Here is a 26,228-nt window from a genome sequence, read left to right as displayed (position 1 = left end):
TGTGAAGAAACGCCCTATTTCCGGGCGTTTGCGGGGTTCAGCTCCATGTCTTTGCGTATGAGCTTCTTTATCTTTTTATCCAGTGTGTCCGTCGCGTGTTCACTTGCGGACGAACATACAAGGTAAGTAACTTTCCCTATTTTATGCTCCGTTGTGGTAACGGGCGTTTGGTTTTGCGTCAAAGAAAATCCCCCTTTCTTTCGCAAATATAATACAGTCTATGAATAGCAGCAAGTCCACTATTCAATAAAACAAAGGCTTTAATCGGACGGTTATTAGCATAACCTCATGGGAATTTCACCCCGGCATGGTTCTCATGCCGCCCTACCCATTGCCTGCGACGCTCTTAACGCTCGGACTGTGGCTGTAAGGAAGTATCATTGTATATTCTGCGCTGTCGTCGCCCGCAAGCCGCTACACTTGCTTTCCGGCGCGGTGTTGGTCGCTCGGCTGTCCGGGCGGGGTAATCCCTCCCGGATAGCGTCATGGCGCACCCGCTGTATGGCTCGGCGCAAAAGGAACATATCCGATTTGCCCTATGCTGCGCCGCCGTTATCTTGCGCCGCTTTCTTTTTCAAGGTTCAAAATGGCTGTGCTGCCCGCGTCAGCAGCGGAACGGAAAAGGGGGTGAGAATGAAAGCGTCCCGCCGCTGCGGTTTATTCCTCTGTCCTAAAGGTGAGGACAGCCATCATCAGTTTTGCTTGCAGCCGTTCCCGAATGTCGTGGTCTACGCCGAAATAGACGTTCCCGCGCTCGTCGTACAGCTTCCGCATGGAGAGGCGGGCTATGTAGCCGCTGAAATGCTGCAAGACAATCTTCATAGCGTCCGGGTCGCCCTTTGTCGCTGCCACAATGACAGGATAGGGAACAAGGGCATTTTCCGGGTAGCCGGGTTCGTTACCATTCGTCCCATTCATCAGCATTTTCCTCCAGATATTTTCTTAGCAGCTCAAAAGAGCTTGTCCGCCTGTACTGTATCGTGCTTCTCGACGTATTGAACAGCTCCGCAATCTCGGTATCGTTCATTCCCTCGAAGTAATACAGCAATATGGCTTTGCGCTTTTCTTCCGGCAAAGTACGGATTGCTTCAAGAAGCAGCTTTGGCGTGATTTTCTTCCCGGCTTTCTCAAAGACGGTTTCGGCGGCTTCACGTTTGAAATATTCATCAAACGTATGAAGCTGCCGCGCTTCGTCTAAGGTCATGTCGGAAAAGGTCACTTCCTTTGCCTTGTGTCTGCGAAGTTCTCTATGGGTGTCGCAAGCTTCATTGTGCAATACCGTATTACAAAACTTCTGAAAAGCACACTGTTTGTAAAACTCCCTGCTATTAGGTTCCACATTCTCACCTCCTTTCTCGTTGGAAAGTTGGTGGTGCTTCCCCCCTTTTCGCGGGGCAATACGGCGTTTTTCAAAAACGCCGAAGATTTTTTGAAATTTCTTCAAAAATTTTTTGAACGTACAAAATGCGCCCGTCCGAAAAGCCCGGACGGGCGCATAGGCATTGTAAGCAGTATCCAGATGATTAGACAGTTCATATATATAAGCGTAGTTTCCCCCGGTGGTGGGCGGGCTTTTTTTGATAAGTCAATAACTGTCGGATTTTGTCGATATGCTTTTTGCTTCATGGCGGCTACCTCCTTTAGCCGCCGATTTCAACAGTGATACCGCGTCATTTCATTAGAAGATAAAAAGAAACGGCGGCTTTGATTTTTCAAAGCTGCTGCGGAAATCAAAGAACGACAAGCAACAGTTCTGATTTTGCTCCAATATGGTTATTAGGGGCACAAATTAAAATCAAAAAAGAGCCGATAACAGCAGTATTTCAAACTGCATATTATCGGCTCTGCGTCTGTGCGTCTGGCTCTTTTAATTAAATTATTTCTGTTGTTTTTTGGCTTTATTATATGTATTAGCTAACTGTCCACAAGCTGCTTTAATCTCTCTACCATGAGAAACTCTCATGGTAACTTCAAGTCCTGTTTGCTCTAATTGATGTTTGAACGCAACCATTTCTTGTTTTTGTGGTGCTCTAATTTTTGAATTACTCGTCGGGTTGTATTGCAGCACGTTAATCATAACATTTTTGCCCTTAAACCATTTTGCAAGTTGCCTTATATCTGAGGAACGGTCATTTATACCTGGTAAAAGCAAATACGCAAATACCACTTTTCGATTATGCCTTTGAGAATAGGACAATGCTTGCTTAACAACATCTTCAATAGCGTACATGTGCATATGAGGAATGATACAGTTTCTCGCAGCCTGTGTTGCTGCATGTAAAGATATTGTCAACTGAATTTTTAGATGTTCTTCGCGCAATTTTTTTAATTGATTAACTGGACCAACTGTTGATACGGTAATGCCGTCGGTTGGAAAGTTAAGTCCATTTCTATCTCGAAGAATATGGATTGCTGCAATCAAGTTGTCGTAATTGAATAAAGGTTCTCCCATTCCCATAAAAACGATACGATTTACTTTTTGACGTATCAATACAACCTGCTGCACAATTTCAGACGGTGTTAGATTACGAACAAAACCATTGCGTCCGGACTCACAAAAAATACAGCCAACAGAACAACCAACTTGCGTACTTACGCAAACAGTCCCACCATCTCGCCGTTTAATAAAAACCGTTTCAATATACCTGTTATCTTTCAATTCATAAACATACTTTTCAGTATCGCTACTTTTATAGACTTTTTTTGTTGATATTGATAGATTTTCTTTGTGAAATGGCTGTTTATACAATTCCGTATATAAGGCTCTTGCTTTATCCTCTCCAATTACTTCCGACATTTCTTTGTAAGTAAATCCGTATGGGTCATTCAATATTTCCGTAGGTGTACTTTTAGGTAAGTGTTTCATTTAAATATCCTTCCTTTTCAAAATTAAAAAGTTTGTTTTTCAGAGTTTTTGATTATGATTTCTAGTTTTTCAACATCAACGATATGCGTTAATTTACATTTAGGGCAGAAAAGAGGAAAATTTCTTAATACCGTATTATAAAATACTTGAACCCTCGTCTTTCCGTTACAAATTGGACATTTTATCCAATATTTTTCAAGCATAATATTTCTCCTTTTGCGCAAAAAAATGCAGGTCAATTCTCAACATGAGCATTGACCTGCATTTATACATATAATACTACAACAAAATTAAGGCATAGTTTTTATACTATGTCTATACGTCGTTAGTTTTGTTGTATAGCATACGCAAAATAAGCATGACAAAAAAGCCCATATTGAAAATGGGAAAAATCTTTTTTGATTTCAATGCTTATCGAATACGCATGCTATGTAACATAAACATTCCCCCCCTTTTATATAATATTATATACAAAAGCAGCTTGTTGTCAACATATATATATATGAATTATTTTGGCTAACTGATAGAACTACGTAGACATATCCAAGAAGAAAGGGGAACAGTAAAATGTAATAGGGTGAATAACTATGGCAAAAAGACCAGTACCACGATACGACTTTAAGGCTTTTGGGGCAGCGATAAAGGCAGCGCGTGAGGGATGCAAGGAGAGCCGCAAGAAAGTAGGCGACGAAATGTTTATCTCGCCGCGCTACCTTGCGAACATTGAGAACAAGGGGCAGCACCCAAGTTTACAGATATTCTTTGAGCTGATACAGCGTTACCATATATCCGTAGACCAATTCCTTTTAGAAACGCCGCCGGAGAAGAACACGCAGCGGCGGCAGCTTGACGCGCTTCTTGACGGTATGAGCGATACAGGCATACGGATTGTAACCGCAACGGCAAAGGAGATTTCCGAAGTCGAAAAAGAGGGCGAATAGGAATGTCCGACTTAAAACTGAACAGGATTTAGAAAGCGTTGTAATCTTTTTTGAGGTTGCAGCGTTTTTCTTTTGCGTAAGTTTGGCAAAATCGCTTTTTCTCCGTAGTAGGTGATAAGAGCCTAAAGGATAAAAACATTCGTAGCAAGCATAGGAAGCGGGTACCACTTCCGTATTTTCGCCCTCCCGCGCTGCGGCGCGTCGGTTGAAAATTGCTTGTTGGGAAGTGTCCCAAACCCTCGGAACGGAAAGGAAAGGAGCGAACACATGGACGGACGCAAAAGGACAGTGCAAATCAAATTCAGAGTGACGGAAGCGGAACGGGATTTAATACTGGAAAAAATGAAGCTCGTACCCACCCGGAACATGGCGGCGTATCTGCGGAAGATTGCCATTGACGGGTATATCATTCAGATAGACCACGCCGATATAAAGGCTATGACCGCAGAGATACAGAAAATCGGTGTCAACGTCAACCAGATAGCACGCCGCGTAAACGCGACGGGGAACGCATACCAAGAGGACATAGAGGAAATAAAGGGGGTGCTTGCGGAGATATGGCGGTTACAAAGATTAAGCCTATTAAAAGCACTCTAAGCAAAGCCCTTGACTATATCGAAAACCCGGACAAGACGGACGGGAAAATGCTTGTGTCCTCTTTCGGTTGCTCCTATGAAACGGCAGATATTGAGTTTGAATATACCCTGTCGCAAGCACTCCAAAAGGGGAACAATTTAGCCTTTCATCTGATACAGTCCTTTGAGCCGGGGGAAGTCGATTATCAGAAAGCCCATGAAATCGGAAAGCAGCTTGCCGACGCGGTAACAAAGGGGCAGCATGAGTATGTACTCACGACGCACATTGACAAAGGACACGTCCATAACCATATCATTTTTTGCGCGGTGAACTTTGTAGACCACCATAAATACAATTCCAACAAAAGGAGCTATTACGGCATACGGAACATGAGCGACAAGCTGTGCCGGGAAAATGGCTTGTCCGTTGTCGTCCCCGGCAAGGGCAGCAAGGGAAAGAGCTATGCGGAGTACCAGGCAGAAAAGACGGGTACAAGTTGGAAAGGCAAGCTGAAAACCACTGTTGACGCGCTTATCCCCCAAGTTTCCAGTTTTGAGGAATTGCTAACGCGGTTACAGGCGGCGGGCTATGAGATAAAGCCGGGGAAATATGTATCATGCCGCGCCCCCGGACAGGAACGCTTCACCCGCCTTAAAACCCTCGGCGCAGACTATACAGAGGAAGCCGTAAGGGAACGGATAGCGGGCAGACGGACAAAGGTGGCGAAAGCTCCCAGAGAGCAGCGCGGCGTGTCGCTGCTTATCGACATTGAGAACAGTATCAAGGCAGCGCAGAGTAAGGGCTATGAACAGTGGGCGAAAATCCACAATCTGAAACAGGCAGCTAAAACAATGAATTTCTTGACGGAACATAAGATTGAGCAGTACGCGGATTTAGTCAGCCGGATTGAGGAAATGGCAGCGGAAAGCGGACAGGCGGCAGACGCATTGAAGAACGCCGAAAAGCGGCTTGCGGAAATGGCGGTGCTTATCAAGAATGTTTCCACCTATCAAAAGACAAAGCCTGTCTATGACGCATACCGCAAGGCAAGGAACAGGGAGAAGTACCGCGCCGGACAGGAACAGGCAATTATCCTCCATGAAGCCGCCGTAAGGTCACTGAAAGCGGCGGGCATTGCGAAGCTCCCGAACCTCGCCGCGCTGCAATCGGAGTATGAAGCCCTCCAAGCGCAGAAAGAAGCCCTTTACGCCGACTATGGAAAATTGAAAAAGAAAGTCCGGGAATATGATATTATCAAGCAGAACATTGACAGCATTTTACAGGCAGACAGACAGCCGGAACGGGAAAAGGAAACAGAACGCGGATAAGGATAGCAAAATCCCCGCCGCTGTGCTATGATAGGGCTATCAAAAAGCAGAGGAGCGTTGAGCATGGAAAACCAGAAAATGCCGGAATATGAAACCATACGCGCCGCCGTTGCCGGGGAGAAATGGGCGGTGGAGAAAGTCGTGGATTGCTACAAGGACGAAATCGACAGGCTATCGACGGTAGCGGTCAGACAGCCAGACGGAAGCACGAAACAGGAAATCAACGAAGATATGCGCCAGTCTATCACAAAGAAGCTGATAGAAGCCCTCCCGCAGTTCCCGCTTGAAGAAATGGAAAAGGGAAATGTCAGATAGGCAAAAAAAGAACAGGGCGCGGAAGCCAGTATATGACTTCCGCGCCCTGTCTTTTTATGGGTGCTGTTTTCGTGAATGTTACGCAGTAGAACGCCATTTTCGGGGGTAAAGGTATAAAGTATCGCCTATCCGATTTTCACGCCCGGAAAGCCCTGTAAATCAAGGGATTTTCCGCACCTACTGCGTAACAGGGGTGCGTCTTTTCCTCATGCGCTCGGCAGCTTGTCTGCGGGTGATACGCTTCCGGCAGACGGGGCAGTATTTGACACTGTTAGAGGTTGACGCAAAGAACGCGCCGCACTCGGTACACTTCTTCTTGTCCCCTGTCTGGTAAAGCTCCGCATAGAGTAGCCTGTCGGCGGGAAGCACCGCAGCCCGGAACCACTTGCAGAGAAGCGAATAGGAAATGAGCTGCGGACAAACGCACTCGTCCCCGTCGTCCAGTAAGATACAGTTCCCGTTATCATAATTGCAGCACGTCCGGCGCACAAGGGCGTTGACTTTCCGGCTCTGGGGCGGCGTCAGCCGCTTAACCCCGTTCATACTTCATCAGCGGCGTAAATGGGAAGCTCTGCAAATTCCGCTTCGGTCAAAGCGTCCACTTTGGAAAGGGTGCGCTTTGCAAGCTCCCGCATATCCGCGTCCATGTAGGGCAGCGCGGCGTTGACATTCTCAATCAAAGCCCGCTTGCCGCCCTCGTTGTAAATGCTCAAAAGGTTTGTTTCTTCAACAGTCAGTCTAATCATGCTCATACCTCCATATCGTGATTTTTTGTTTTTGCCGCCGCCTTTTTCGGGGCGGTCTTTGCCTTGTCTGCTTTAAGCTGCGCCCGGATAGAGGGGCGGGGCTTCCTTATCTTCCTGTCCCGGTTCTCCCCCTTGTCAATCAGCGCATACGTCCCATGTCTGCCCTCGATTTTGGAAAAGGCAAGGGTCTTGTAGGGCAGCATGGAGAAAAGGCGGTCAGTGTCCTTTGTGGCTGCAAGCTGCATGAACGCCGGGGAAAGCTCTACCATGAAATGGGTCTTGTTGGGGCTGTTCGGCGTGTCGTGCCGCTTCATTTCCCGTACAATGCGCCGCGCTTCCGTTTCAATCAGCCCGTCCCGCAATGCGGCGATATGCGCCTTGAAATCCCCCGGCGGAAGCTGCTCCCGGCTGCGCCGTTCTTCCTGTAAGAGCGATTGCAGCGCGTCCGGGTCGTTGGGTACGGCTTCAAAGCGTTCAAACTTTCCAAGCTCATAATCGGGATTGCCGTTGAAAAACTGTCCGGCGGGTATCTCCCGTTCCCCATGCTCATAAATCAGCTTCACCGTATCGGCGGGCAGCTCCTTTTCCTTGACGCGCTCATAATGTTTAGCGTAGTCCAGTTCGTACAGATTGCCCTTGATTTTCCCGCGCTCCGTCCCCGTTAGCTCGATTGCATAGGCAAGGACGCGGTCGCTCGTCTGCTCCATGTAGAAACGCCATGTGTTGTGGGGCGCGGTGTCTTTGAGGAAAACGTCGCGCTCCCGGAAGCAATGCGTCCCGGACGGGCGGCAGAACCACAAAAGGGTCTTGTCCTCCTTGCGGGGGCTTGCCGCCGCCTTTGCGATAATCTCCTTGTCAATCTCCAAGTCGCTCTGGTAAAAGCCTGTGTTCTGCTTCATAACCGCATTGAGGGAAGCGAACAAATCCACGTTCTCAAATTTACTCTGTTTCGGCATGGGTCAGCTCCTTTCCAAATCCTGTAATTTCTGCTTTGCGTTTTTCTTCTGCGCCTTTTCCTTGTCAGCCCTAAGCTGCGCCCGGATAGAGGGCTTCTTTTCCGGCTTCGCTTCCTTGCCGCGCTCTTTGTCGGCTTTGACCGCGTTAGCCAGGTCAACAAGGGAAATTGTTTCTCCCGCCTTAACCTTTGCTTCCAGTTCGTCAACGGTAGGGGTGTTGTTGATGATACCGTCAAAGTTGTTGTCGTTCTGCTCTACGGTGTCCTCGATATGCTTCAAGGGGTTTGCCTTTTCCGGCTGCTCTGCGGCAACAGCAAACGCCCGCGTCCCGTTCCCCATAATCAGATACTTTCCGTCGTCCGACTGGTGGTGAAAGCCATATCCGGCGGCTTCTATCTGCTCCCGGCTCATGGCGGTCACATGGAAAGTCCCCCTCGGTGTCTGGATTGTTTCGCCCGTTGTCAGCTCGTCCGGGGTAAGCTGCTTCTGCTCCTGTAAAAACTCCGGCACTTGCCGGAAGCCTACGCTGTCAACGTAATGCGCGGTGTCCTGTCCGTTCTGATGAAGCACTACCACGTCCGAAACGGAAAGGCTGTGTCCCTTAAAATCTTTTGGGTGGTCGATATTGAAGCGGGTATAAATATCTTCAAGGGAAGTTTCCGGCGCAAGGGGCGCGGAATAGACAAGCTCATAGTTCGCTTTATCAACCACATTTCCCGCCGCCTGCAGGCGGTCGTAAGGCTCAAAGCGGAAGTCCCTTGTTTCGTCCCCGCCCTTTATCTGGTAAATGGAAAAGGTGTCCTTGTCCTGTCCGGTGGTCTGCGCCGTTTCCTGTGCCTTTGCGTAAAGCTGCTTTACGTCGCCCTCGGTCAGCTCGCCGCTTTTGAGCTGCCCCATAAGCTCGCGGCATTTCTCCGGCGTTCCCGTATAAAGCACGTCGCCCATTTTCGCCCGCCCGTTCTCCTGTGTCACATAGGCTTGCAAGAGGTGGCTGTTTTCCCGGCTGTCGCTGTAAGGGTTCCGGCGCACTCTGTAAATCGTTTCCGGGGTAAAGGCTTCTTTCGGGGCTGCTTCCGGCTTTTCTTTCCCGGCTGTATCTGCTTTTTTCGGGGCTTCCGGCTGTGGCGCGGCTTCTTGTCCCTCTCTGGTGGGCTGCTCCTGTCCGGCGGTCTGCTCCTTGTCCTGTGCCTTTTGCAGCTCCGCAAAATTCGCGTCTATGGAATTGATAATCTCGGCGGCTGCGCTGCGTATCGTTTCAAGGGAGCTTTTCAGCTCGGACAGCTCCCGCCCGCTGCTCCACCCGGCGACATAGCCGAAAGAATAGTCCGACGTGTCAAGCCCGTAATGTTGGCAGACGGTATAGGCGACGCTTTCCGCTTCGACTTCGCGGGTGCGGCGGTCAACGCGGGGTTGCTCGTCCTTTGGCGCGTTGAGGTCAATGTCGTGCAGCTTCGCATGGGCGATTTCGTGAATGGCGGTCTTTAAGGTCTGTAATTCGCTCATGCCCTCGTTGATAGCAATGCGCTTGTCCTCCAAGTGGTAGTAGCCATGAGAGCCGCCCTCGATATTCTCAAAGGCGATAGGAACGGGGGAAGTCTTTTCAAGGGCTGCGAAAAAGTCCTTATAGCGGTCAACGTCGCCTGTCAGTTCGTCAACGGCAATGTCCGGCAGTTCCTTTCCCTCGGTCTGGGAAACGTCAAAGACGGATACCACCTTGTAGGCGGGTATGGTGATTTCCTTTTCCTCGGTGACGGGCTTTCCGTCCTTGCCGATTATGGGCTTCTGCGTGTGCGGGTCGATTTTCTGCATTTCCTGTTTGATTTTATAGGGCGACGGGGCAATGATTTTAATTCCCTTTTGCCCTCTCATCACATTTCGCTCAAAGTTGTTCTTCCAAGCGGAAAAGCCCGCCAAAAGGGAAGCGTCCGGCTTCTGCATGGCGATAAGGACGGTGTTTCGGAAGCTGTAATTATGGAATTTTGACATGACTTTCAGATATTCCTTGTAACGCTCGCTGTCAAAGAGTTCCGTAATGCCCTGTTCCAGACGGTCGGTAATCTCTTTTAATTTCTCGGCGGGCTTCCCGGCTGTCAGCACGATAGGGATAACCGGGTGCGGCTCCTGTGGCTGCTCTGCGGCGGTTCGGGCGGTCTGCTCTGTGGCGGCTGCGTCCATAAAGGTCTTGTCCTGTCCGCCGCGTTCCGGCTGTGGGAAGCTCATAACGCGGTATTCTTTGGGTATCTCGTTTTCCGTTCCCCGATACCATTCGGTAAAGGTGTTCTGATTGTTATAGATATAGCCCTGTTCGGTAAACTGCCCCTTATCCTTGCTAACTGCGTCCCGCCCGTATTCTTCATACTTGAAATATTTCTTTGCTTCTTCGGGAAGCTCCAGCTCGTCCAGTTCGTCGATAAGATAATAACCGTAATCTTCTTCGCTGCGGACAGTGGGATAGAGCCAGTAACAGTCAAGGTTTTGTGCAAGGTTGATAAGGTCTTTCATGCTTCCGGCATACTCGCCATGTGTAACCGCCGCCGCAAATTTATCCTTGTCCCCGTCACTCTGCATTTCCAGAAGTTTTCCAAAATAATTCAGCTCGTCCATGCTTGCGCTTTGGATAACGGAAAGCGGCAAGTCAAAGGGGCAGTCCTCCGTAGAAGAATACCCGTTGATGAAAAAATCCTGCGGATTGTCTGCGGTAATGCCGACGCTTTCCATAGCCGCATGAAGCTGCTCTGTTGTGGTCGGCATGGGAAGCCACACGCCGCCCGGTTTGCCTGTTTCAAAGCGGCTGCGGCTGTCGATAAGAATTGAAAACTGCTCGTTTATGGTTTCACGCTCCTTTCTCTGTTCGGTGTCCTGTGGCGGCTCTGCTGTGGTGGGGGCTGCTTTTTCAGCGGTAGGCTGCGCCCGTTCCTCGCCCTCGATAGCATAGCCCGGTAAAAGCTGCCCGTTTACTTTGAAATGCTCTGCATACTCTGGCGGGATAGGCGGCGATACCTCGGTGAATAAATGCTGATAGGCTTTGATACGCCCATTCAGATATTTTTCCATAGCTGCCTTGTCTGCAAAGACTTTCCTTTCCTGTCCGGCGATTTTTGCCTGTCCGTAATTGTGGGGGCTGTTGGTGTAAATACTCCATGAAAGCGTCCACGAATAGGGAATGGATTTCTCTTTTTCCCTGTCATACCGGGTATTCTCGGATATGTGGTAGCGCATTTGGTAGACGCGGTTGCTGATGTGCTTCCCGTAGTCCGTAGCTTCCCACTGGTTCGCGGTATGCGTAGCTTCGGGTGTCCTCACATACTCAATGGCTTTGTCAATGGCAAGGGTCTTTCCCGCCTGTTCGTCCCATGCCGCCGCCTGTTCTTGCAAGGCTTCAAAAGCTGCCTGTTCAGCCGCCGCGTATTCTTCCCGCAATGCCTGTAACTGTTCTAAGGGCAGGGCGGTAAGCCCGGAAAGGTCAGCGGTCTGTTCCTCAAAATAAATATTTCGCTCTATCCGCATACTGTCAGCCGGGTCTAACTTGTCACGCTCAAACATGGAGTAACCTTTTTTCTTTTCCATTCATTCGCTCCTTTCTGAAATGGCGGCGCACCGCCGCGCTTTTGGGGTTCGCCCCGTACTACGGTGGGCTGTGCGTTATGCCAACAATTTTTTCATTTTTTTAGAGGGTTTGGGAAACTTCCCAACAAGCAAAATCCCCGTCCGGCGCGTCAGCGGCAGGACAGGGATTTACGGAAGTGGGTACCCGCTTCCTATGCTTGCTATTCAAGTTTTTAGTTCTTCTGTACTTCGATACGGTAGTTGACGTATTTCCCGCCAGTGTCAGCCAGAACGATAGTTCCGTCATAGGTCTTGCCTGTTTTCGGGGAATAGAGCTTCTTCACATTCACTTTGCCGGATTTAAGGAGCGCGGCGGCAATCTTCGCGGAAAAAGCGGTCTTGCGTTCCTCGAAAAAGCGGTCATTCTTCCACATGACAAAGGCACATTCTTTGTTGCTGCAATAATAGTTTTTCTTCCCCTCATGGACGGGGGAACCGCAACGGGGGCATTTGCCGACAGAGGGCTTTTCCTCCCGGAACAAATCCTTTTTCCCGTCCAGTGCTGCGGCGTGTGTCTGCACAAGCTCCCGCGCCATAGCTTCAATGCCGGACAGAAATTCGCCGGGGTCTGCGGCTCCCTTTGCTATCTGCGTCAGATTGTTTTCCCATTCTGCGGTAAGCTGCGGGGAAGTGAGCATATCCGGCAAGACTGATATAAGGGCGGCTCCGTTCTGCGTGGGGATAAGCTGCTTCCCCTTGCGCTCTGCAAAGCCGCCCTTTACCAGTTTTTCAATGACGGCGGCGCGGGTGGCGGGAGTGCCAAGCCCCCGGCGTTCCGCGTCCGGGTCGGTGTCCCCGTTCCCGGCTCGCTCCATAGCAGAGAGAAGCGACGCTTCGCTGTGGGGCTTCGGCGGCGTTGTGGTATGCTCCGTTACTTTTGCGGCGGGGTTAGGAAAGTTCTGTCCCTCGGAAAGCTCCGGCAGCGTCACGCCCTCATTTTCCCCGTCCTCTGCTTCGGGCTTATCTTTCAGCGTCGCCCGGTATCTGCGTTCAAGCTCTTTCCAACCCTCCGCAAGTACGGTCTTTCCCCTTGCGGTGAAGTCTGTCCCGGCGCATGAGAAAACCGCCGTAACCGCTTCATAAATATGCGGCTCGGCGGTGGCAAAAAGCAGACGCGCCCCCGCAAGGGTAAGGATATTCTTCTCGCTTTCCGGCAGCGCGTCCGGGTCAGCCTTTGCAAGCTCCATAGTGGGAATGATTGCGTGGTGGTCTGATACTTTTTTACTGTCTAATACCTTTACAACCTCCGGCGTGAAGTCCGCGCCCGCCATAAAGGGGAGTTTTTCGCAAAGCAGCGCGATAATGCCCGCTGCGGTGCCGCCCATGTCGTCAGTAAGAAAGCTGCTGTCCGTCCTCGGATAAGTAAGGAGCCGCTTTTCATAAAGGGATTGTGCAAGGTCAAGGGTCTGCTTCGCGGTGTAGCCGAAAATGCGGTTCGCTTCCCGCTGCAAAGAGGTAAGGTCAAAGAGCTTCGGCGGGGCTGCGGTTTTCTTCTCTCTGGTGAGGGAAACGCATACCGCCGTTTCCGCTTCGCAAGCCCCTTTCAGCGCGTCGGCTTCTGCCTTGTCGGAAATCCTCCCGCTTGCCGCTTCCGCGCCGGATAAATCAAGGCGCACATGATAATATTTTTCTTTCTGGAAATGGGAGATAGCCGCGTCCCGGTCGGTGAGCATTTTTAAGGTCGGGGTCTGGACGCGCCCCACGTTCAAGGTCTTTCCATACAGGCAGGAGAAAAGCCGGGTGGCGTTAATGCCGATAAGCCAGTCAGCCTTTGCGCGGCAGAGGGCGGACGCAAAGAGCGCGCCATAGTCCCGCCCGTCTTTGAGGGAAGCAAAGCCCGCCTTAATCGCCCCGTCCTCCATTGAAGAAATCCACAAGCGGCGCATGGGCTTCTTGCAGCCCGCCACTTCGTAGACAAAGCGGAAAATCAATTCACCCTCGCGCCCCGCGTCACACGCATTTACCACTTCGGAAACGTCGGCGCGGTGCATAAGCTCTTTAATGGTTTTGAATTGCTTCCCCTTGTCCGGGTCAACGGCGTACTGCCATTCCTCCGGCAGAATGGGTAAGCTGTCAAAACTCCATTTTTTATATTGCTCCCCGTAGGCGGCAGCTTCCGCAAGCTGTACCAAATGCCCGACGCACCATGAAATGAGGTAGCCGCCGCCCTCGATATACCCGTCCTGTTTCCCCTTAATGCCAAGCGCGGCGGCGATAGTCTGCGCCACGCTCGGCTTTTCTGCAATCACAAGTCTAAATGCCATGAAAAAATCCTCCTTTCAGCGTTCCGGCGCGGTGTGCTTCTTCTCCTGTGCCTGTTTCAGACAATAGCCGATACAGGGGGATTGCGCCTTATAAGGGCAACGCATACACGCCGGGGATTTTGGAACGGGCGGCGCACTGTCACGCCGCCCGGTGGGTCTTTGTACCATCATTTTTTCTAAAGGGTTTTCGGTAAAAAGCGTCATGCTTCCTCGTCCTCCTGTTCTTCATCAGAAAGCCCGTCCCCCTCGTCCTCGTCGTAATCGTCAAAATCGAAATCTTCAAGGTCGGTGTCGCCCTTGACGTTCTGCTTTGGCTTCATAAACTTAAAATAATAGAACGCGCCCCCGCCGCCAAGAAGTGCCACGACAAGGAAAAGCACAAGCCCGCCTGTATTGCCTTTCTCTTTGGGCTGCTCTGTTGGTTTCTCGGTTTCCGGCTCCGCTTCCTTGCCGCTGCAAGCGGTCATGTTGTCCTTGCAGACAGGGCAGCTCACATTTACCTTTCCGGCTTCGCATTTATCGGTGCAACTGCAAACGGCGGGCGGGGCTGCTTCGGTGCTTCCGTCCTCCATGAGTGCCATAAGGTCGGCTTCGTCCACTTGATTAAGGAAATGTACGGTGTCCTCGCCCTCGTCGTCCCGGTCGATAAGGATATAAAAGTAATTGCCGTTTTTGGTCGTCACTGTGATAAGCTGCTTGTTGCCGCCGAAATCGTCTACAAGGGTCGCGTTCCCGTCCGGGGTAAGGGGTTCTTCCTTTTCGGGTTCCTCATAGACAACGCCGCTGTCGTCGGTCGCGTCCTGTCCCTCCGGGGTCTGTGCAAAGGCGGTGACGGAAAAGCCGCCCGTCAGCATGAGGGCGGCGCAGAGTGCGGTCAAGGTTCTAAGGATTTTCTTATTCATTCTCGGTGTCCTCCATTTCTTCGGTGTCGTGGTCTGCGGGTTCTGCGGGGTAGCCCGGCGCGGCTTCCATGCCCGGAATACCGCCGCCGGAAAGCATAGCGGAAAGCTCATGCGGGGAAAGGCGCATGGAGCGCACAAGCTGTACGATTTGCAGGTTTTCCGCTTCGGTTTTCTGCGCTTCAAGCCCCCTTAATCTGTTCTGGTACTCGGTGATTTTCTCGCGGGTCTTTGCAATCTCTTTGTCGATACGTTCAATTTTGTTCATAGCCATCAATAAATTTCTCCTTTCTTTGCTCAAAAATATGTTAATTCCAGTTCATCAGCCCATAGCCTTTGATACAGGAGTAATTGACGGGGTAGCTCTTTATCTTGCAGGCGTCGCCGGAATTGCCCTCGACGGTATAGACGCGCTCCCCGTCCGTTCCGATAACAAGCCCCACATGGTCTGCGCTCCCGTCCCCGTCCCAGTCGAAAAAGATAGCGTCGCCGGGGGCGATATTCTCATAGCCCCTCGCGCCCCATTGCCCGCGTGACTGGAACCAGGGTACGCCCTGTGACTGGCACCCGGCAAAGCGCGGCTCGCTTTTCCCGGCTTGATTGTAGCACCATGAAACAAAACAGGCGCACCATTCCACGCGGCTGTTAAATCCGTACCAGCTCCAAAAGGGTCGCCCGCCTACGTTGCCGACTTGCCGCTTCGCAAGGTCTACAACGGCGGTGTTGCCGGGGCGTGTGCCGTTTACAAGCTGTACGCCGCTTAAATCCTCGGACGCGCCCATATCGGGGGAGCCGCCGCCGAAAATCAGCGGCTTGTTTCCGCTTGTTTCCAGATAGACGCGGTACATTTCAAGCTGCTGTGGCGTTAGAAGTTCCTCCGCAATCTCGGAAATGGGCTTGTTCGTCAGCTTCACGTTGAGGATATGGTACTCGTAGGGTACTTCCTCGCTGGTCGTTTCCCCTGTTTCCGGGTCTGTGCTTGTTTCTGTGCGGTAGCGGATTTCCGTTTCTTCCGTCAGCGTCAAAGTGTACTGCATGGCAAAGACGCGGTTTAGTTCTGCCTGTGCGCTCTGCGGGGTGTAGGTCTGTAAAAGGGCGGTGAGGTAGGACGCTAACTCATGGGGGTTATGCCCGATACTGTCAAGGTCATAGCGGTATTCGTCATAGCCGGGGTGGGTGCTTTCGATATTGTCAATCTGCTGCTGAAGCTCGTTTTCCTTTGCGGCGTAATTATTTTCCGTCGCCACAAGGTCGCTGTCCTCCGACGTGTAGGAAGTCCCAAGTATGCCGTTCATCAAGCCGGAGAACATGGAGCCGCAAGAGGAAAGCCCCGCCGATACCATGATGAATAAGAGCAGCGCGGCAACGGCGATACATACGCCCGCCGGGTGCCGCCCTACAAAAGCGATTGCCTTTTTTGTTTCCTCGGCGGTCTTTTTTGCCGCCTTGCGGGTGTTCTCTGCGGCTTTCTGCGCCGTTTTTGCGCCGCCTTTCCTTGCCGACTTTGCATACTGCCGCTTGATTTGCTGCTTCTGCATGAAGCGGGAAAGGGGATTGCCCGCAATCTGCGGATTGTCATGTAGGGATTTATGGTACTGGAAATCCACATTCGCCTTGAACGCCGCTTTCTCTGCCTTTGCCGCCGCCCGGTAGGGTTTGAGCTTGTGGCTGCGGTAGCCCTCCTTGACTTTCCGCGTCCCGTACTTTGCGCCGCGCTCTGCCAGTTCTTCGGATTTGTGCGCCCCCTCAACGCCGGAATTGTCCTTTTCAACGGAATGTATCTTGTTGTGGACGAAAATACCCGCTTCCTGTGCGGGGCGGGATAGCGGGTTATTGTGGGGCTTATTCCTTCCTATGGGCTTTTCCTGTTCCTCAAAATGTAGGCGGGTCTTGCCTTTCCCGGTGGCTTCATCAAAGGTGCGCTCCCGTACAAGTTTCTTTTCTTTGGGGATAGCCGCCTTTGCCGCGTCCAGACGGTCGGCTGCTTTGTCCGATTTTCGGATATACCTTTCAAGCTCCGGCGTTGCCCGTTCCTCGTCGGTAAACTGCAAGCGGGAAGATTTTTCTTTTGCTGTGGCTTCTGCCTGTGCTTTCCTCGCCGCCTTTTTGCTCGCCTTTCTGGTACGCGCCCCGTCGATACGCTCCAAGACGCGCTCGGCTGCGGCGGTGTCCTGTTCCCGTTCTGCCCCCGGCGCATGGGGAAGCGGCGGCGCGGCGGCTGTGGGCGCGGGAGCTGCGCCGCCCGGTATGGTCTGCGCTGCCTGTTCCGGCGGCTGCGGTGCTTCGGTCTTTGCAAAGTCCGCGTCCCTTATCCGCTTGCTGATACGTTTCTTTTTCCCGGTGGCGGCGTTTACCTCGACAGCCCCCTCGCGGGTCATTTTCTGCGTGACTTTCTCACGCGCTCGATACTGTTTTATTTTTCTGTCCCTCCAATCCGCGCCCTTGCAAGGGCGCAATACTCGGCGTTTATCTCAATGCCTATATAATGCCTGTCAAGCTGCCTTGCGGCTGCTCCCGTCGTGCCGCTGCCGAAAAAGGGGTCAAGCACAACGCCGCCTTTCGGACAGCCCGCCTTGATACAGGTTTCGGCAAGTTTTGGCGGGAACGCGGCGAAATGCCCGCCCTTGTAGGGTACGGTATTGATAAGCCACACGTCCCGCCTGTTCCGCATGGTCGGCATGAGGGCTTCGTCGTAGTAGCTGCCGCTTCTCGCCCGGTTAAGCCCCTGTACTTTCCCCTGTCCGGGTACTTCGTCCGCATATTTCTGTCCCGCGCTGCGCCCGGTGCGGTACCGCGCCGCCGTTGTGGGGGCTAACGGCTCGGCTATGGCGGCTGCGTCATAGAAATATTTCTTTGACTTCGTAAGCAGAAAGATATGTTCATAGCAGCGGGTAGGGCGGTCTTTCACGCTCTCCGGCATGGGGTTTTCTTTCTGCCAGATAATGTCGCTCCGTAAATACCACCCGTCAGCGCGTAGGGCAAAAGCTAAAAGCCAAGGGATACCGATTAAGTCCTTTTGTTTGCAGCCGGAAACGCGGTTGTTTTTTGCAATCTGCTGTCCGTTTCTGCCTTTCGGGTTCTTCGGGTCTGCATGGTAGCCCTTGTTCCCTGTGCCGCAGTAGGTGTCCGCGATATTCAGCCAGAGCGTACCGTCAGAACGCAGTACCCGGCGCAGCTCGCGGAAAACCTCGGTCAGCCTGTCAATGTACTGCTCCGGCGTGTCCTCCCGCCCAATCTGCATATCAAGCCCATAATCCCTAAGCGCATAGTAGGGCGGGCTTGTGACGCAACAGTGTACGCTTTCCTCTGGAAGCTCCCGCAAGGCATAGAGCGCGTCCCGGTTGATGATGGTGTCAGTTTTCAGCCCGTTCATGCTTCGCCCACTTCCTCCGGCTTCGTCGTCATTACCCGGTAAAGCTCGGTGTCTTTCGGGAAGCGGTCTACAAAGGGCAGCACCACGTTCCCGTAGAAGATAAGCCCCTCGCCCGCTTCGGTGTGGGTGACATATTTCATCTGCTGCGGGGAGATGTTGAGCTGCTTCGCAAGGATAGCCCGGTCGCCCGCCGCCTGATTGAGCATGAGGACAAAATCAGAGTTTTCAAAGATATTCTCCACTTCGCGGGAAGCAAGCAAATCCTTGACATTCTGCGTAATGGCTGTGGGTATGCCGCCCCATTTTCTGAAACGCTTCCAGATTTCAACGGAATAGGCGGCGGTCTGTTCCTCTTTCAAGAGAAGATGAAATTCGTCCATAAAATACCGGGTGGATTTCCTTTCTGCCCGGTTGACGGTGACGCGGTTCCATACCTGGTCCTGCACAATGAGCATACCTAACTTTTTGAGCTGCTTCCCAAGCTGCTTGATGTCAAAGCAGACAAGGCGGTTGTTCAGCTCCACGTTGGTACGGTGGTTGAATACGTTAAGGCTCCCGGAAACATACAGCTCCAACGCCGCCGCAATACGCGCCGCTTCCGGCTCCGGCTGCTTCAAAAGCTCGTTGTAGAGGTCGCCCAAGATAGGCATTTTCTCCGGGTCGGGGTCTGCAAGGAAAGGGCGGTACACGTTCCTAACGGCGCGGTCAATGACGGTCTTATCGACGGGCTGCAAGCCCTCCTTGCCGCCTATGACAAGCTCGCAGAGGGAGAGGATAAAGTCGGATTTCAGCGCAAGGGGGCTGTCGTCCTCGCTGTAATTGAGGTTAATATCCATAGGGTTCACATACTGGGGCTTCCCGTCAATGCCCTTGCCCGTAGGGGATAAGCGTATCACTTGCCCGTCAAGCCGCTGCACAAGAGAAAAATACTCTGCTTCCGGGTCGCAGATAATTATGTCGTCGTCGGTAATGAGGAAAGCGTTTGTCATTTCCCGTTTGGCGGCAAAGGATTTCCCGCTTCCCGGCGTACCCAAGATTAAGCCGTTGGGGTTCTTTAGCTGCTTGCGGTCGCAGAGTATCATGTTGTTACTAAGGGCGTTTAAGCCGTAGTACAAAGCCGCGCCCGTCTGGAAAAGCTCCTGTGTGATAAAGGGGATAAAGATAGCGGTGCTTGACGTGGTAAGCCCTCTTTGAATGGGGATAAGGTTCTCCCCAAGCGGTACAGAGGACATAAGCCCCGCTTCCTGTTGGTAGTCAAGGCGGGTTAAGGCGCAGTTGTTCTTCTGTGCAATGCCCGCCGCCGCGAATACGTCATTTTCCAGTTTCCGCTTCGTGTCCGCCATGTTCACCACAAGGAACGTCAAGAGGAACATTCTTTCATTCCGGCTCTGCAAGTCCTGTAAGAGATTCTTCGCTTCGCTGCCGAAAGTGGCAAGGTCGGACGGTATAATATCCATGTCATAGCCGCTGCGTACCGCTTTCTTCTGTTCCTCGATTTTCATTTTGTCAAGGTCGGTAATCTTGCGCTTGATTGTCTTTATGGCTTCGGTCTGGTCGATACTGTGGATATGCAGATTGACGATAACGCCCGTTTCCAAGTCCAGAATGTCAGATAAGATACGGTCGTTTAATTCCGGCGCAAGGATTTCAAGGAATGAAACCGCGCCGATTTTGCGCCCCATGCGGAAATAACGCCCCTCGCCAAAACGGAAAGAGGACGGGGCGATAAAGTCCTTTGTGGAAAGCCCGGACGGGGCAAGCCATGAAAAATCAAAGGCAAACTGCCCGCCCTCCGGGTGGAAAATGCCATGCAGCATTTTAAGGCGTTCATAGCCTGTCATGGGGCGGGCAGACACGCCCAAGAGCTTAAAGTTGTTGAGTACGTCCGTTTCGATACGGGCAAGGCGGGATTTCGCCGCGCCCAGACTGTCGGCTTCAATGGCAAAGGTGATATATTTTGCTTTGACAAGCCCGTTGTTGCCCTTTGCAAGCTGGTTTTTCAGCATATCCCGGTATTCTGTGCGGATAGAATTGAAAGCGTCCTCCTGTGCCGGGATATTGACCGCCTTTTCCGCTTCGCCGCGCTGCGTCCCTTGATTGATGAAAGAAAGCTGCACCGAAACGGAAGCGTCAAAGTAGTTGAGGAAGTCGCACCAGTTCTCAAAAATGGCGGTCTTGTCGTCTGCCTGTGCAAGCTGATAGTTAATATCTTCAAAGGCGACGGTCTTTGAGTATTTCCGTCCCGTAACCTTGCAGATACCGTCCGGGTACATCTGGATATAGGGGATTGTCTGCTGCGCGGTGTGGGCTTTCCCGTCGCCCTTTGCCTGTCTGATGATTTCCGCAATCTGCTTTTTCTCGGCGCGGGTGAGCTTGCGGGGCGGGTTAGGCTTTGTGCTTCCCGCCGCGCTGTTTCTTCGTGTTTCCTTTTGCAATCGCTGATACCTCCTTTTCAAGTTTTCTCTGCCGTTCTAAGACGGAATAAAAGTTGTCTGTCCTGTATGGTCGTTCTTTGGGGGCTATGAATTTTGTCCGTATGATGTTCTTCACCACCACTTCAAGGGGCTGTCCATGCTTCTCATACATGGCAAAGAGGAAACAGGGCAGCATGACGGCAATCATAGCCATAGACGCAAGGCTTGTGCCTGTGCTGTCTTTGAGCAGAAAGAAAAGCGGCAAGCCGAACAGGAGAGCCGCCGCAAAACATACAATCTGCCGTTTGGTAAGGTTGAAAGCTACTTTTGTCTTGACTTTGGATAAGTCTTTGGGTACGGGTACATACGCCAAGTGAAAACCTCCTTTCTCTGGGTTTGGTGTTGCTGTAATTTTCCATAAGGGTAATCAAGGCAAAGGTCAATCTATGCCCTTTGCCCGCCCGTATTATATGGGGGTTATCCGCGTCAAGGTCGGGTCGTATTTTCGCCGCTTCGCTCTGAAAATCTCCACCCTGCCCTTGACACGCCGCTAATGCGCGGAGAATATCGACTTCGCCAGTGCGCCGGATTTGAACAGGGAGAAACAGAGGATAACGGTATAGGCTGCAAGGGAGAATATCGCGCTGTGCAGATTGTCCGCTATTATCATGTTGTTTACCAGAACCGCGTAAATGCCGACGCATATCATAATGAGGAAGCCTTGAAAACCGATAGCGAACAGGGATTTTAGGTAGTTGTTTCCTATCTGCCCCCATTCCCGGTTCGTCATAGTTGCAAACGGGATAGGCGATACCGAACAGTAAAGGTAAATTTCTATCATGCGCCCGTAGAGGATAACGGTTATCAGTACGGACATGATTTTCATGCACAAGCTCACAAGGCTTGTTTCCATGACAAGTAAGAGCAGTTCGGGGATTTCCATAGCGTCAAGCCCGCTCTGCATGGAAGCAAGGGCGGCGGCAACATCAATCTCTGTGCTGCCGCCGATTACCCCCGCCGCGCCGGAAACAACGTGCTGCGCCATATCGAACACCGCCATAGTAATGTCAAAGGTGTGCGTCACAAGGTAGACTGCCACAAACGCCTTGAACACCCACTTGAAGAACATGGAAGTGTCAACGTCGTGCATATTGTTCTTTTCCGTTACCATGCTGATAAGCTCATAGCATAGGACGTAGGTAATGACAAGCCCCGCAATGGGTACGATTACATTTTCACTAAGGGTCTGTATCATGGAGAATATATTTGCGTTCCACCCTTGCGGGGTCTGCCCTACCTCTGCGGCGATAGTGCCGACTTTTTCGTTTACGTCCCCGAACATAGTTGACAGATTACCGTTTATGGCTCCTATGAGGATTTCCTTTATCCATTCGTTAATCGCGTCAAGTATGCTCTGCATAAGCCTTTACCCGCGCTTCTTAACCGAACAAGCCGGAAAGCAGCGGTACAAGGGTCATGCCGATAAGGGCAACGCCGCCGCCCGCCATAAGCTGCTTCATGCCCTGGCTCTTCGCGCCCGGATTGTCGTTGCCGTAGCCCTCCATGAGATTGATAACGCCCCAGATACCAAGCCCGGCTCCAAGTGCTACAACAAGGGTCTGCAAAACGTCTACTGCGCTATTGAAAAATGCCATAAATAAATCCTTTCTGCCGCGTCTGCGGCTGTCCGGCAAGCGGACAAAAGGCGGTCAGCGTATGCCGCCGCATAAAAAAACCGCCCTCTGGTAAAGGCGGCTGTCCCCGCGCTGCGTAAGTTCTGCGGCGCGGCGGTATTCAGTTGTAGGGGGGTGCGGCTCCTGCCGCTGTGTGCTGCGCCGGAAAGTAGGGGCGCGTATCATGTAGCCGATATTGATATATGTGATTGCTTCGATTCCTCCTTTCGGTGTCCCGCTGTGCTGCCGGACGGGTATTATTCAGACTTGCGGGAAGTGAATAGCTTGCATAGCAAGGTGTTCGCTTCCCGCAAGTTCACAAAGGGGTAGCTGCCGCAAGGCAGCGTAGGGGAAGTGTAGCTTCCCCTGTCCCCCCCCTCCCCGGCGGTCTGCCATGCTGTCACTGTTGAGGGATAAGCCCCCGGCGCGTGACATACTCCGTTGCAAAACGGCGGTGTTCCGCTTCCTTTTCCCGCCAATACTCCCATAATGCAGCGTCGGCGGCTTCCGCAACATTCATTAAAAACCGTTCAAGCTGCTTTTGTTTTTCCTCTGCGCTACGTTTCCTCATGGTCTGCGTCCTCCTGTAAGTCTGCTGCGTCAATCTCGTAATAGTCAAAAACCTCGTCGGGCTTGACAATGGCGGGGCGGCGTTTAAGGTGCTTTTCCATGTCAAAGGCGTTCTTCGGGTCTGCGTCGGATAGGTACTTGTATTTCGGGTGTTTCGTTATGTCGAATTTGTCCGAAAAGAACGGGCGCACCCCGCGTAGCTGCAAGATACATTTCCCTCCGTCCATGACTGCGATTTCATCTTCCGTCATAAGCTGCTTTCCCAATTTCTGATAGTTCAGCCCATGCGAAAGCTCCCGCCCCCTTGTTTCGGAAGTGTTGAAGCTGTCTATCGTTTCCTTGCCTAAAATCTCCGATATTTCTTTGAGCGTGGTTTTTTCCTTGCCGCCCAAGAAAAGCGTGGTGTCGCAGTTGCCGACTATGGTATCGGCGTTGTCCTTGTAGATTGCCTTTAGCTGTGACTGGCTCTGCAAGATGATTGACGCGGAGATTTCCCGGCTCCGTATGGTTGCGATTAGTTTCTCAAATTTGGGGATTTGCCCGATATTCGCAAATTCATCAAGTAAGCACCGTACATGGACGGGAAGCCGCCCGCCGTATTCATCATCTGCTTTGTCGCACAAGAGGTTGAATAGCTGTGTGTAGAGAATACTCACGACAAAGTTAAAGGTGTCGTCGGTGTCGCTGATAATCACGAAAAGGGCGGTCTTTCTGTCACCTATGGTGTCAAGCTCCATTTCGTCGGTTTCCATAAGCTCCCGCAGCTCCTTAATGTCGAATGGGGCTAACCTCGCGCCGCATGAGATAAGTATGCTTTTTGCGGTCTTGCCCGCCGCCAGTTTGTATTTTTTGTACTGCTTGACTGCAAAATGTTCCGGGTCTTTTTCTTCCAGACGTTCAAACATGAGGTCAACCGGGTTCTGGAAATCCTCGTCGTCCTCGCGGGCTTCCGACGCATTTATCATTTCAAGCAGCGTCGTGAAGTTCTTCTCGTCCTCTGGGGCTTCATACCAGATATAGCCGATTAGTGCGGTGTAGTAGAGCTTTTCCGCTTTCACCCAGAAATCCTCGCCGGATTTTTCCCCGTCGCCTTTGGTGTTGGCGATAATGGTATTGACTAACTTCAAAATGTCCTTTTCGCTCCGCAGATAGGCAAAGGGATTGTATTTCATGGATTTTTTGAAGTTAATCGTATTTAGCACTTTGATACGGTATTTGTACCGCTGTAACATTTTCCCGGTTTCCAAAATCAGTGTTCCTTTCGGGTCAGTGACGATATACGACGTTGGAAAATCCTTTGACGTACATTGCATGAGCGACGGTTTCACAAAGAACCGGGTCTTGCCGCTGCCGGAACCGCCGATTACAAGGATATTTTTGTTTCTTGCGTATTTCGGCTGCTTCGGGCGGCTGTTCATGGTGAGCCGTTCCGTCTGCGTTAGGGGGATATTGTTCTCAAATACCGGGTCTGTGTACGGCTTTATGTCGTCAGCCCCGCCCCAACGCGCCGAACCGTATTCTGTCCCGCGGCGGTATTTCTTCGCGTTCTTGCCTTTGGTGTAGATAATCAGCCGGACAATGACCGCCCCCGCAATGCCTAAAGCTAAGTCTGCCGGGTGGAAGCTCGGCGCGATACTGGAAAAGGCGGCGGTAAAACCGTCCCCAAGATGTAGCAGCTTTGCGCTTGCGTCCGCGCCGGGGGAGAGCCGGACAGCCGCGCCCACTTTATCAAAGAGCCAGACAAAGAGCAGATACGGGAGATTTAGGATAAGCAGCTTCTTGATTTCCGGCTTCATAGCGATACCTCCCTGTCCTTGTTCTTGACCTTTGCCCGTTCCGCGTTTCTGCCCTGTGCAGCTTCTTTGAGGGTAGAGAGCAGCTTTCGGATTGAGGGCTTTTTCTCCTGTGTCAGCTTTTTTGCGGAAAATTCCTTAAAGGCTGCGGTCAGCACGTCCGCGTCCCGCCCCTTGAAGAAAACCAGATAGCGGGGCGGGCTTTCCGTCGCGTCCTTTTTCAGCGCAAAGTCGATACCGTACTTTTTCGCCGTACTCTCAAAGGCTTTGATATTGCCCTCGGTAATCTCAATGTTGGAAACGCCCGCGTTCTGCTTCATAAGCTGCTTTAAGCTCTGCTTGCCCTGTGGCGGTTTGGAAAGCTGCTTTTTTCCCTTTGACAGTATGGCTTTCATTGCCTTTTGGAGCGTCTGGGCGGTCAGCTTCCCGGTCTTGATGTAAAGGGCTATGGTCTTTTCGTTTACTTCGTCCTGCAATTTCTCGCGTCCTCCTTTCGCTTTTCTTTATGGGGCGGCGGTCAGATACGCACCCGCAGCCCGTTCAAGTCCTCGGCTCTGATACCCACAAGATACCAGTTGTCGCCGTACTCAATCCGGGTCGGCTTCCACTTGCCCCGCACGAATACGTCAAAGCACTCGCCGCAATGCAAGCCCCCGTAGTAGCTGTTTAAGTCAAAGCGGATGTCGTAACGGTCGGTGCGCTCGTCAAATACCAATGCTCCTGTCATTTTCTGTGCCATAATAAAATCCTCCTTTTGTGGTTGTGGGTGGTTACAGGCTTTCGCCCTCGTTGCATGAATAATAGTCCGGGTCGCCGTACTGCGGCTTCTTCGGTGACAGTGCGCCGCTTGCCATGTCATGGGCGACAAGGGAAGTGTAATAATTGCCGATAGTGGACGGGGCGTTGAAAAGGGCTGCTTTCAGATATTGCTTGATGTTGCGGATTTTCGTTGTGTTCTCCCGCATACAGTCAAGCACAAAGCGGATATGCTCGCCGTCCAGTTTCATAAACTTAGATTTCACAAGCTCTGCCGGGTAGTCGTCCCCTGCAATCCGTACCCGCTTTCTGGCGGTGCATACGGTTTCAAGCATGAGGTCTACAATCTCGTCAAGCCTGTCACTGTCAAACTTCATGTCCTGTTTGAGAATGTGGTAGTCGATATTGTCCTTGATGATTTCCCGGTATATATCAACTGCGCTCTGTGCTGTCGCTTCCGTTCCTTTCCGTTCCGGCGGCGTAGCCGCTTCTCTGCAAGGAGAGGGGGTAGGGGAAAGGATAGGAATGGAATGGGTACTTTGTTCATCAGTAATTATTTTTTCTTTTTTTGGTAAGTCAGTTCTTTGTATATCTTTATTTAATTGCGTTGGATTTTCCAACGTAGGTTTTTCCAATGTTGGTTTTTCCTGCGTTGGATTATCCAATGTTGGATTTTCCAATGTAGGTAAATCCGGCGTAGGCGGCTGCGGCTGCTCGAATATCACATAGTCCGCGCCCCGCAAGCATCCTTTCTCGTCGCGCTCCCTTGAACGGACGATATACCCGGCGCGTTCAAGCTCCTTAATGGCTTCGCGGATAGCGTCTATCTTCTCCCGGTTGATAAGGGATAAGCCTTTCAAGGTGTAGTCCCAATCTTCGGGGAGTGACAGCATTTGCGACAACAGCCCCTTTGCCTTTAGGGAAAGCTCCTTGTTGCGTAGGTGGTGGTTGCTCATTACGGTGTAGCCCTTGTTCCGTTCCACTCTGAAAACTGCCATAGTTCATAGCTCCTTTGCTTTGGATTTGTTACGCAGTAGAAGCGCGGTTTCGGGGAATAAGGTATAAATCCCTTGCCGCGCCAGATACACACCCGCAAAACCGCTTGTAGCAAGGCTTTTTCTGCCCCTACTGCGTAACAAAGGGCATGAAAAA

At 51.6% G+C, this 26,228-nt stretch carries 29 protein-coding genes; 4 read left to right on the top strand and 25 right to left on the bottom strand.

All coding sequences use genetic code 11. The features are described 5' to 3' along the window. Window positions 1-14 precede the first annotated feature (14 nt). The 6 genes from NQ550_RS17665 to NQ550_RS17640 form a co-directional block, all read right to left on the bottom strand. Window positions 15-182: a transposon-encoded TnpW family protein gene (locus NQ550_RS17665; protein WP_029676856.1), complete on the bottom strand. Its 168-nt coding sequence runs from the start codon at window positions 180-182 to the stop codon at window positions 15-17. Between the two features lie 475 nt (window positions 183-657). After that, window positions 658-918, bottom strand: coding sequence for a helix-turn-helix domain-containing protein (locus NQ550_RS17660; protein WP_016289899.1), 261 nt, complete (start codon window positions 916-918; stop codon window positions 658-660). Further along, window positions 899-1,339, bottom strand: coding sequence for an RNA polymerase sigma factor (locus NQ550_RS17655; protein ID WP_025577802.1), 441 nt, complete (start codon window positions 1,337-1,339; stop codon window positions 899-901). Before NQ550_RS17655 ends, NQ550_RS17660 begins: the two co-directional genes overlap by 20 nt. Before the next feature lie 101 nt (window positions 1,340-1,440). Beyond that, window positions 1,441-1,626 carry a hypothetical protein gene (locus tag NQ550_RS17650; RefSeq protein ID WP_009243795.1) on the bottom strand — a complete coding sequence of 62 codons (186 nt, stop codon included), beginning with the start codon at window positions 1,624-1,626 and terminating at the stop codon, window positions 1,441-1,443. A gap of 250 nt (window positions 1,627-1,876) precedes the next feature. Further along, window positions 1,877-2,866: a 23S rRNA (adenine(2503)-C(2))-methyltransferase RlmN gene (rlmN, locus tag NQ550_RS17645; RefSeq protein WP_002569187.1), complete on the bottom strand. Its 990-nt coding sequence runs from the start codon at window positions 2,864-2,866 to the stop codon at window positions 1,877-1,879. 23 nt (window positions 2,867-2,889) lie between these two features. Continuing rightward, the gene (locus NQ550_RS17640) at window positions 2,890-3,069 is read right to left on the bottom strand and encodes a cysteine-rich KTR domain-containing protein (protein ID WP_002588768.1); all 180 of its coding nucleotides are present in this window, start codon (window positions 3,067-3,069) and stop codon (window positions 2,890-2,892) included. A 384-nt stretch (window positions 3,070-3,453) separates the two neighbouring features. Here NQ550_RS17640 and NQ550_RS17635 point away from each other — a divergent pair, with 384 nt between their 5' ends. From NQ550_RS17635 to NQ550_RS17620, 4 genes are all read left to right on the top strand, one after another. Beyond that, window positions 3,454-3,807, top strand: coding sequence for a helix-turn-helix transcriptional regulator (locus NQ550_RS17635; protein ID WP_002569186.1), 354 nt, complete (start codon window positions 3,454-3,456; stop codon window positions 3,805-3,807). Window positions 3,808-4,074: 267 nt separating this feature from the next. Further along, window positions 4,075-4,404: a plasmid mobilization protein gene (locus tag NQ550_RS17630; RefSeq protein WP_002569185.1), complete on the top strand. Its 330-nt coding sequence runs from the start codon at window positions 4,075-4,077 to the stop codon at window positions 4,402-4,404. Continuing rightward, complete coding sequence (locus NQ550_RS17625; protein WP_002569184.1) at window positions 4,365-5,711, top strand: relaxase/mobilization nuclease domain-containing protein; 1,347 nt, start codon at window positions 4,365-4,367, stop codon at window positions 5,709-5,711. Before NQ550_RS17630 ends, NQ550_RS17625 begins: the two co-directional genes overlap by 40 nt. A 63-nt stretch (window positions 5,712-5,774) precedes the next feature. Further along, window positions 5,775-6,026 carry a helix-turn-helix domain-containing protein gene (locus tag NQ550_RS17620; protein ID WP_002569183.1) on the top strand — a complete coding sequence of 84 codons (252 nt, stop codon included), beginning with the start codon at window positions 5,775-5,777 and terminating at the stop codon, window positions 6,024-6,026. Between the two features lie 177 nt (window positions 6,027-6,203). On the opposite strand, the gene NQ550_RS17615 is transcribed toward NQ550_RS17620, so the two are convergent. From NQ550_RS17615 to NQ550_RS17525, 19 genes are all read right to left on the bottom strand, one after another. Next, window positions 6,204-6,569: a cysteine-rich VLP domain-containing protein gene (locus tag NQ550_RS17615; protein WP_002569182.1), complete on the bottom strand. Its 366-nt coding sequence runs from the start codon at window positions 6,567-6,569 to the stop codon at window positions 6,204-6,206. Further along, window positions 6,566-6,778 (bottom strand): transposon-transfer assisting family protein, encoded by a 213-nt coding sequence (locus tag NQ550_RS17610; protein ID WP_004607965.1) that lies wholly within the window; start codon window positions 6,776-6,778, stop codon window positions 6,566-6,568. Before NQ550_RS17610 ends, NQ550_RS17615 begins: the two co-directional genes overlap by 4 nt. Then, window positions 6,775-7,728 (bottom strand): hypothetical protein, encoded by a 954-nt coding sequence (locus NQ550_RS17605; protein WP_002569180.1) that lies wholly within the window; start codon window positions 7,726-7,728, stop codon window positions 6,775-6,777. Before NQ550_RS17605 ends, NQ550_RS17610 begins: the two co-directional genes overlap by 4 nt. Before the next feature lie 3 nt (window positions 7,729-7,731). Next, complete coding sequence (locus NQ550_RS17600; RefSeq protein WP_002569179.1) at window positions 7,732-11,295, bottom strand: YodL domain-containing protein; 3,564 nt, start codon at window positions 11,293-11,295, stop codon at window positions 7,732-7,734. Window positions 11,296-11,507: 212 nt separating this feature from the next. After that, on the bottom strand, window positions 11,508-13,598 hold the full coding sequence (locus NQ550_RS17595; protein WP_025577806.1) for a DNA topoisomerase 3: 2,091 nt from the start codon (window positions 13,596-13,598) through the stop codon (window positions 11,508-11,510). A gap of 15 nt (window positions 13,599-13,613) precedes the next feature. Next, window positions 13,614-13,802: a hypothetical protein gene (locus NQ550_RS17590; protein ID WP_002569177.1), complete on the bottom strand. Its 189-nt coding sequence runs from the start codon at window positions 13,800-13,802 to the stop codon at window positions 13,614-13,616. After that, window positions 13,799-14,500 (bottom strand): DUF4366 domain-containing protein, encoded by a 702-nt coding sequence (locus tag NQ550_RS17585; protein ID WP_002569176.1) that lies wholly within the window; start codon window positions 14,498-14,500, stop codon window positions 13,799-13,801. The genes NQ550_RS17590 and NQ550_RS17585 overlap by 4 nt, the downstream gene beginning before the upstream one ends. Continuing rightward, window positions 14,493-14,771, bottom strand: coding sequence for a DUF4315 family protein (locus NQ550_RS17580; RefSeq protein ID WP_002569175.1), 279 nt, complete (start codon window positions 14,769-14,771; stop codon window positions 14,493-14,495). Before NQ550_RS17580 ends, NQ550_RS17585 begins: the two co-directional genes overlap by 8 nt. A gap of 34 nt (window positions 14,772-14,805) precedes the next feature. Further along, a complete protein-coding gene (locus NQ550_RS17575; RefSeq protein ID WP_007037045.1) occupies window positions 14,806-16,875 on the bottom strand; it encodes a C40 family peptidase in 2,070 nt (689 codons plus the stop codon). A 35-nt stretch (window positions 16,876-16,910) separates the two neighbouring features. Next, a complete protein-coding gene (locus NQ550_RS17570; RefSeq protein ID WP_006876012.1) occupies window positions 16,911-17,870 on the bottom strand; it encodes a DNA-methyltransferase in 960 nt (319 codons plus the stop codon). Next, window positions 17,867-20,305, bottom strand: coding sequence for a VirB4-like conjugal transfer ATPase, CD1110 family (locus NQ550_RS17565; RefSeq protein ID WP_006876011.1), 2,439 nt, complete (start codon window positions 20,303-20,305; stop codon window positions 17,867-17,869). The genes NQ550_RS17570 and NQ550_RS17565 overlap by 4 nt, the downstream gene beginning before the upstream one ends. Beyond that, entirely contained in the window at window positions 20,256-20,657 is a 402-nt protein-coding gene (locus NQ550_RS17560; RefSeq protein ID WP_007037042.1) for a PrgI family protein, read from the bottom strand. Before NQ550_RS17560 ends, NQ550_RS17565 begins: the two co-directional genes overlap by 50 nt. A gap of 177 nt (window positions 20,658-20,834) precedes the next feature. Then, window positions 20,835-21,704, bottom strand: coding sequence for a VirB6/TrbL-like conjugal transfer protein, CD1112 family (locus NQ550_RS17555; protein WP_002584320.1), 870 nt, complete (start codon window positions 21,702-21,704; stop codon window positions 20,835-20,837). 19 nt (window positions 21,705-21,723) lie between these two features. After that, a complete protein-coding gene (locus tag NQ550_RS17550; protein ID WP_002569168.1) occupies window positions 21,724-21,939 on the bottom strand; it encodes a Maff2 family mobile element protein in 216 nt (71 codons plus the stop codon). Between the two features lie 418 nt (window positions 21,940-22,357). Beyond that, on the bottom strand, window positions 22,358-22,528 hold the full coding sequence (locus NQ550_RS17545) for a hypothetical protein (protein ID WP_002569167.1): 171 nt from the start codon (window positions 22,526-22,528) through the stop codon (window positions 22,358-22,360). Beyond that, window positions 22,515-24,323 carry a VirD4-like conjugal transfer protein, CD1115 family gene (locus NQ550_RS17540; RefSeq protein ID WP_016289916.1) on the bottom strand — a complete coding sequence of 603 codons (1,809 nt, stop codon included), beginning with the start codon at window positions 24,321-24,323 and terminating at the stop codon, window positions 22,515-22,517. Before NQ550_RS17540 ends, NQ550_RS17545 begins: the two co-directional genes overlap by 14 nt. After that, complete coding sequence (locus NQ550_RS17535) at window positions 24,320-24,796, bottom strand: PcfB family protein (protein ID WP_002586631.1); 477 nt, start codon at window positions 24,794-24,796, stop codon at window positions 24,320-24,322. The genes NQ550_RS17540 and NQ550_RS17535 overlap by 4 nt, the downstream gene beginning before the upstream one ends. Window positions 24,797-24,837: 41 nt before the next feature. Further along, window positions 24,838-25,059, bottom strand: coding sequence for a DUF5348 domain-containing protein (locus tag NQ550_RS17530; protein WP_002569164.1), 222 nt, complete (start codon window positions 25,057-25,059; stop codon window positions 24,838-24,840). A gap of 31 nt (window positions 25,060-25,090) precedes the next feature. After that, window positions 25,091-26,074 (bottom strand): DUF6017 domain-containing protein, encoded by a 984-nt coding sequence (locus NQ550_RS17525; protein ID WP_025577810.1) that lies wholly within the window; start codon window positions 26,072-26,074, stop codon window positions 25,091-25,093. Window positions 26,075-26,228: the final 154 nt, after the last annotated feature.

Origin of the sequence: Blautia wexlerae DSM 19850, assembly GCF_025148125.1 — a bacterium.
GTDB lineage: Bacteria > Bacillota > Clostridia > Lachnospirales > Lachnospiraceae > Blautia_A > Blautia_A wexlerae.
This window is presented reverse-complemented; position numbering and strand designations above follow the sequence as displayed.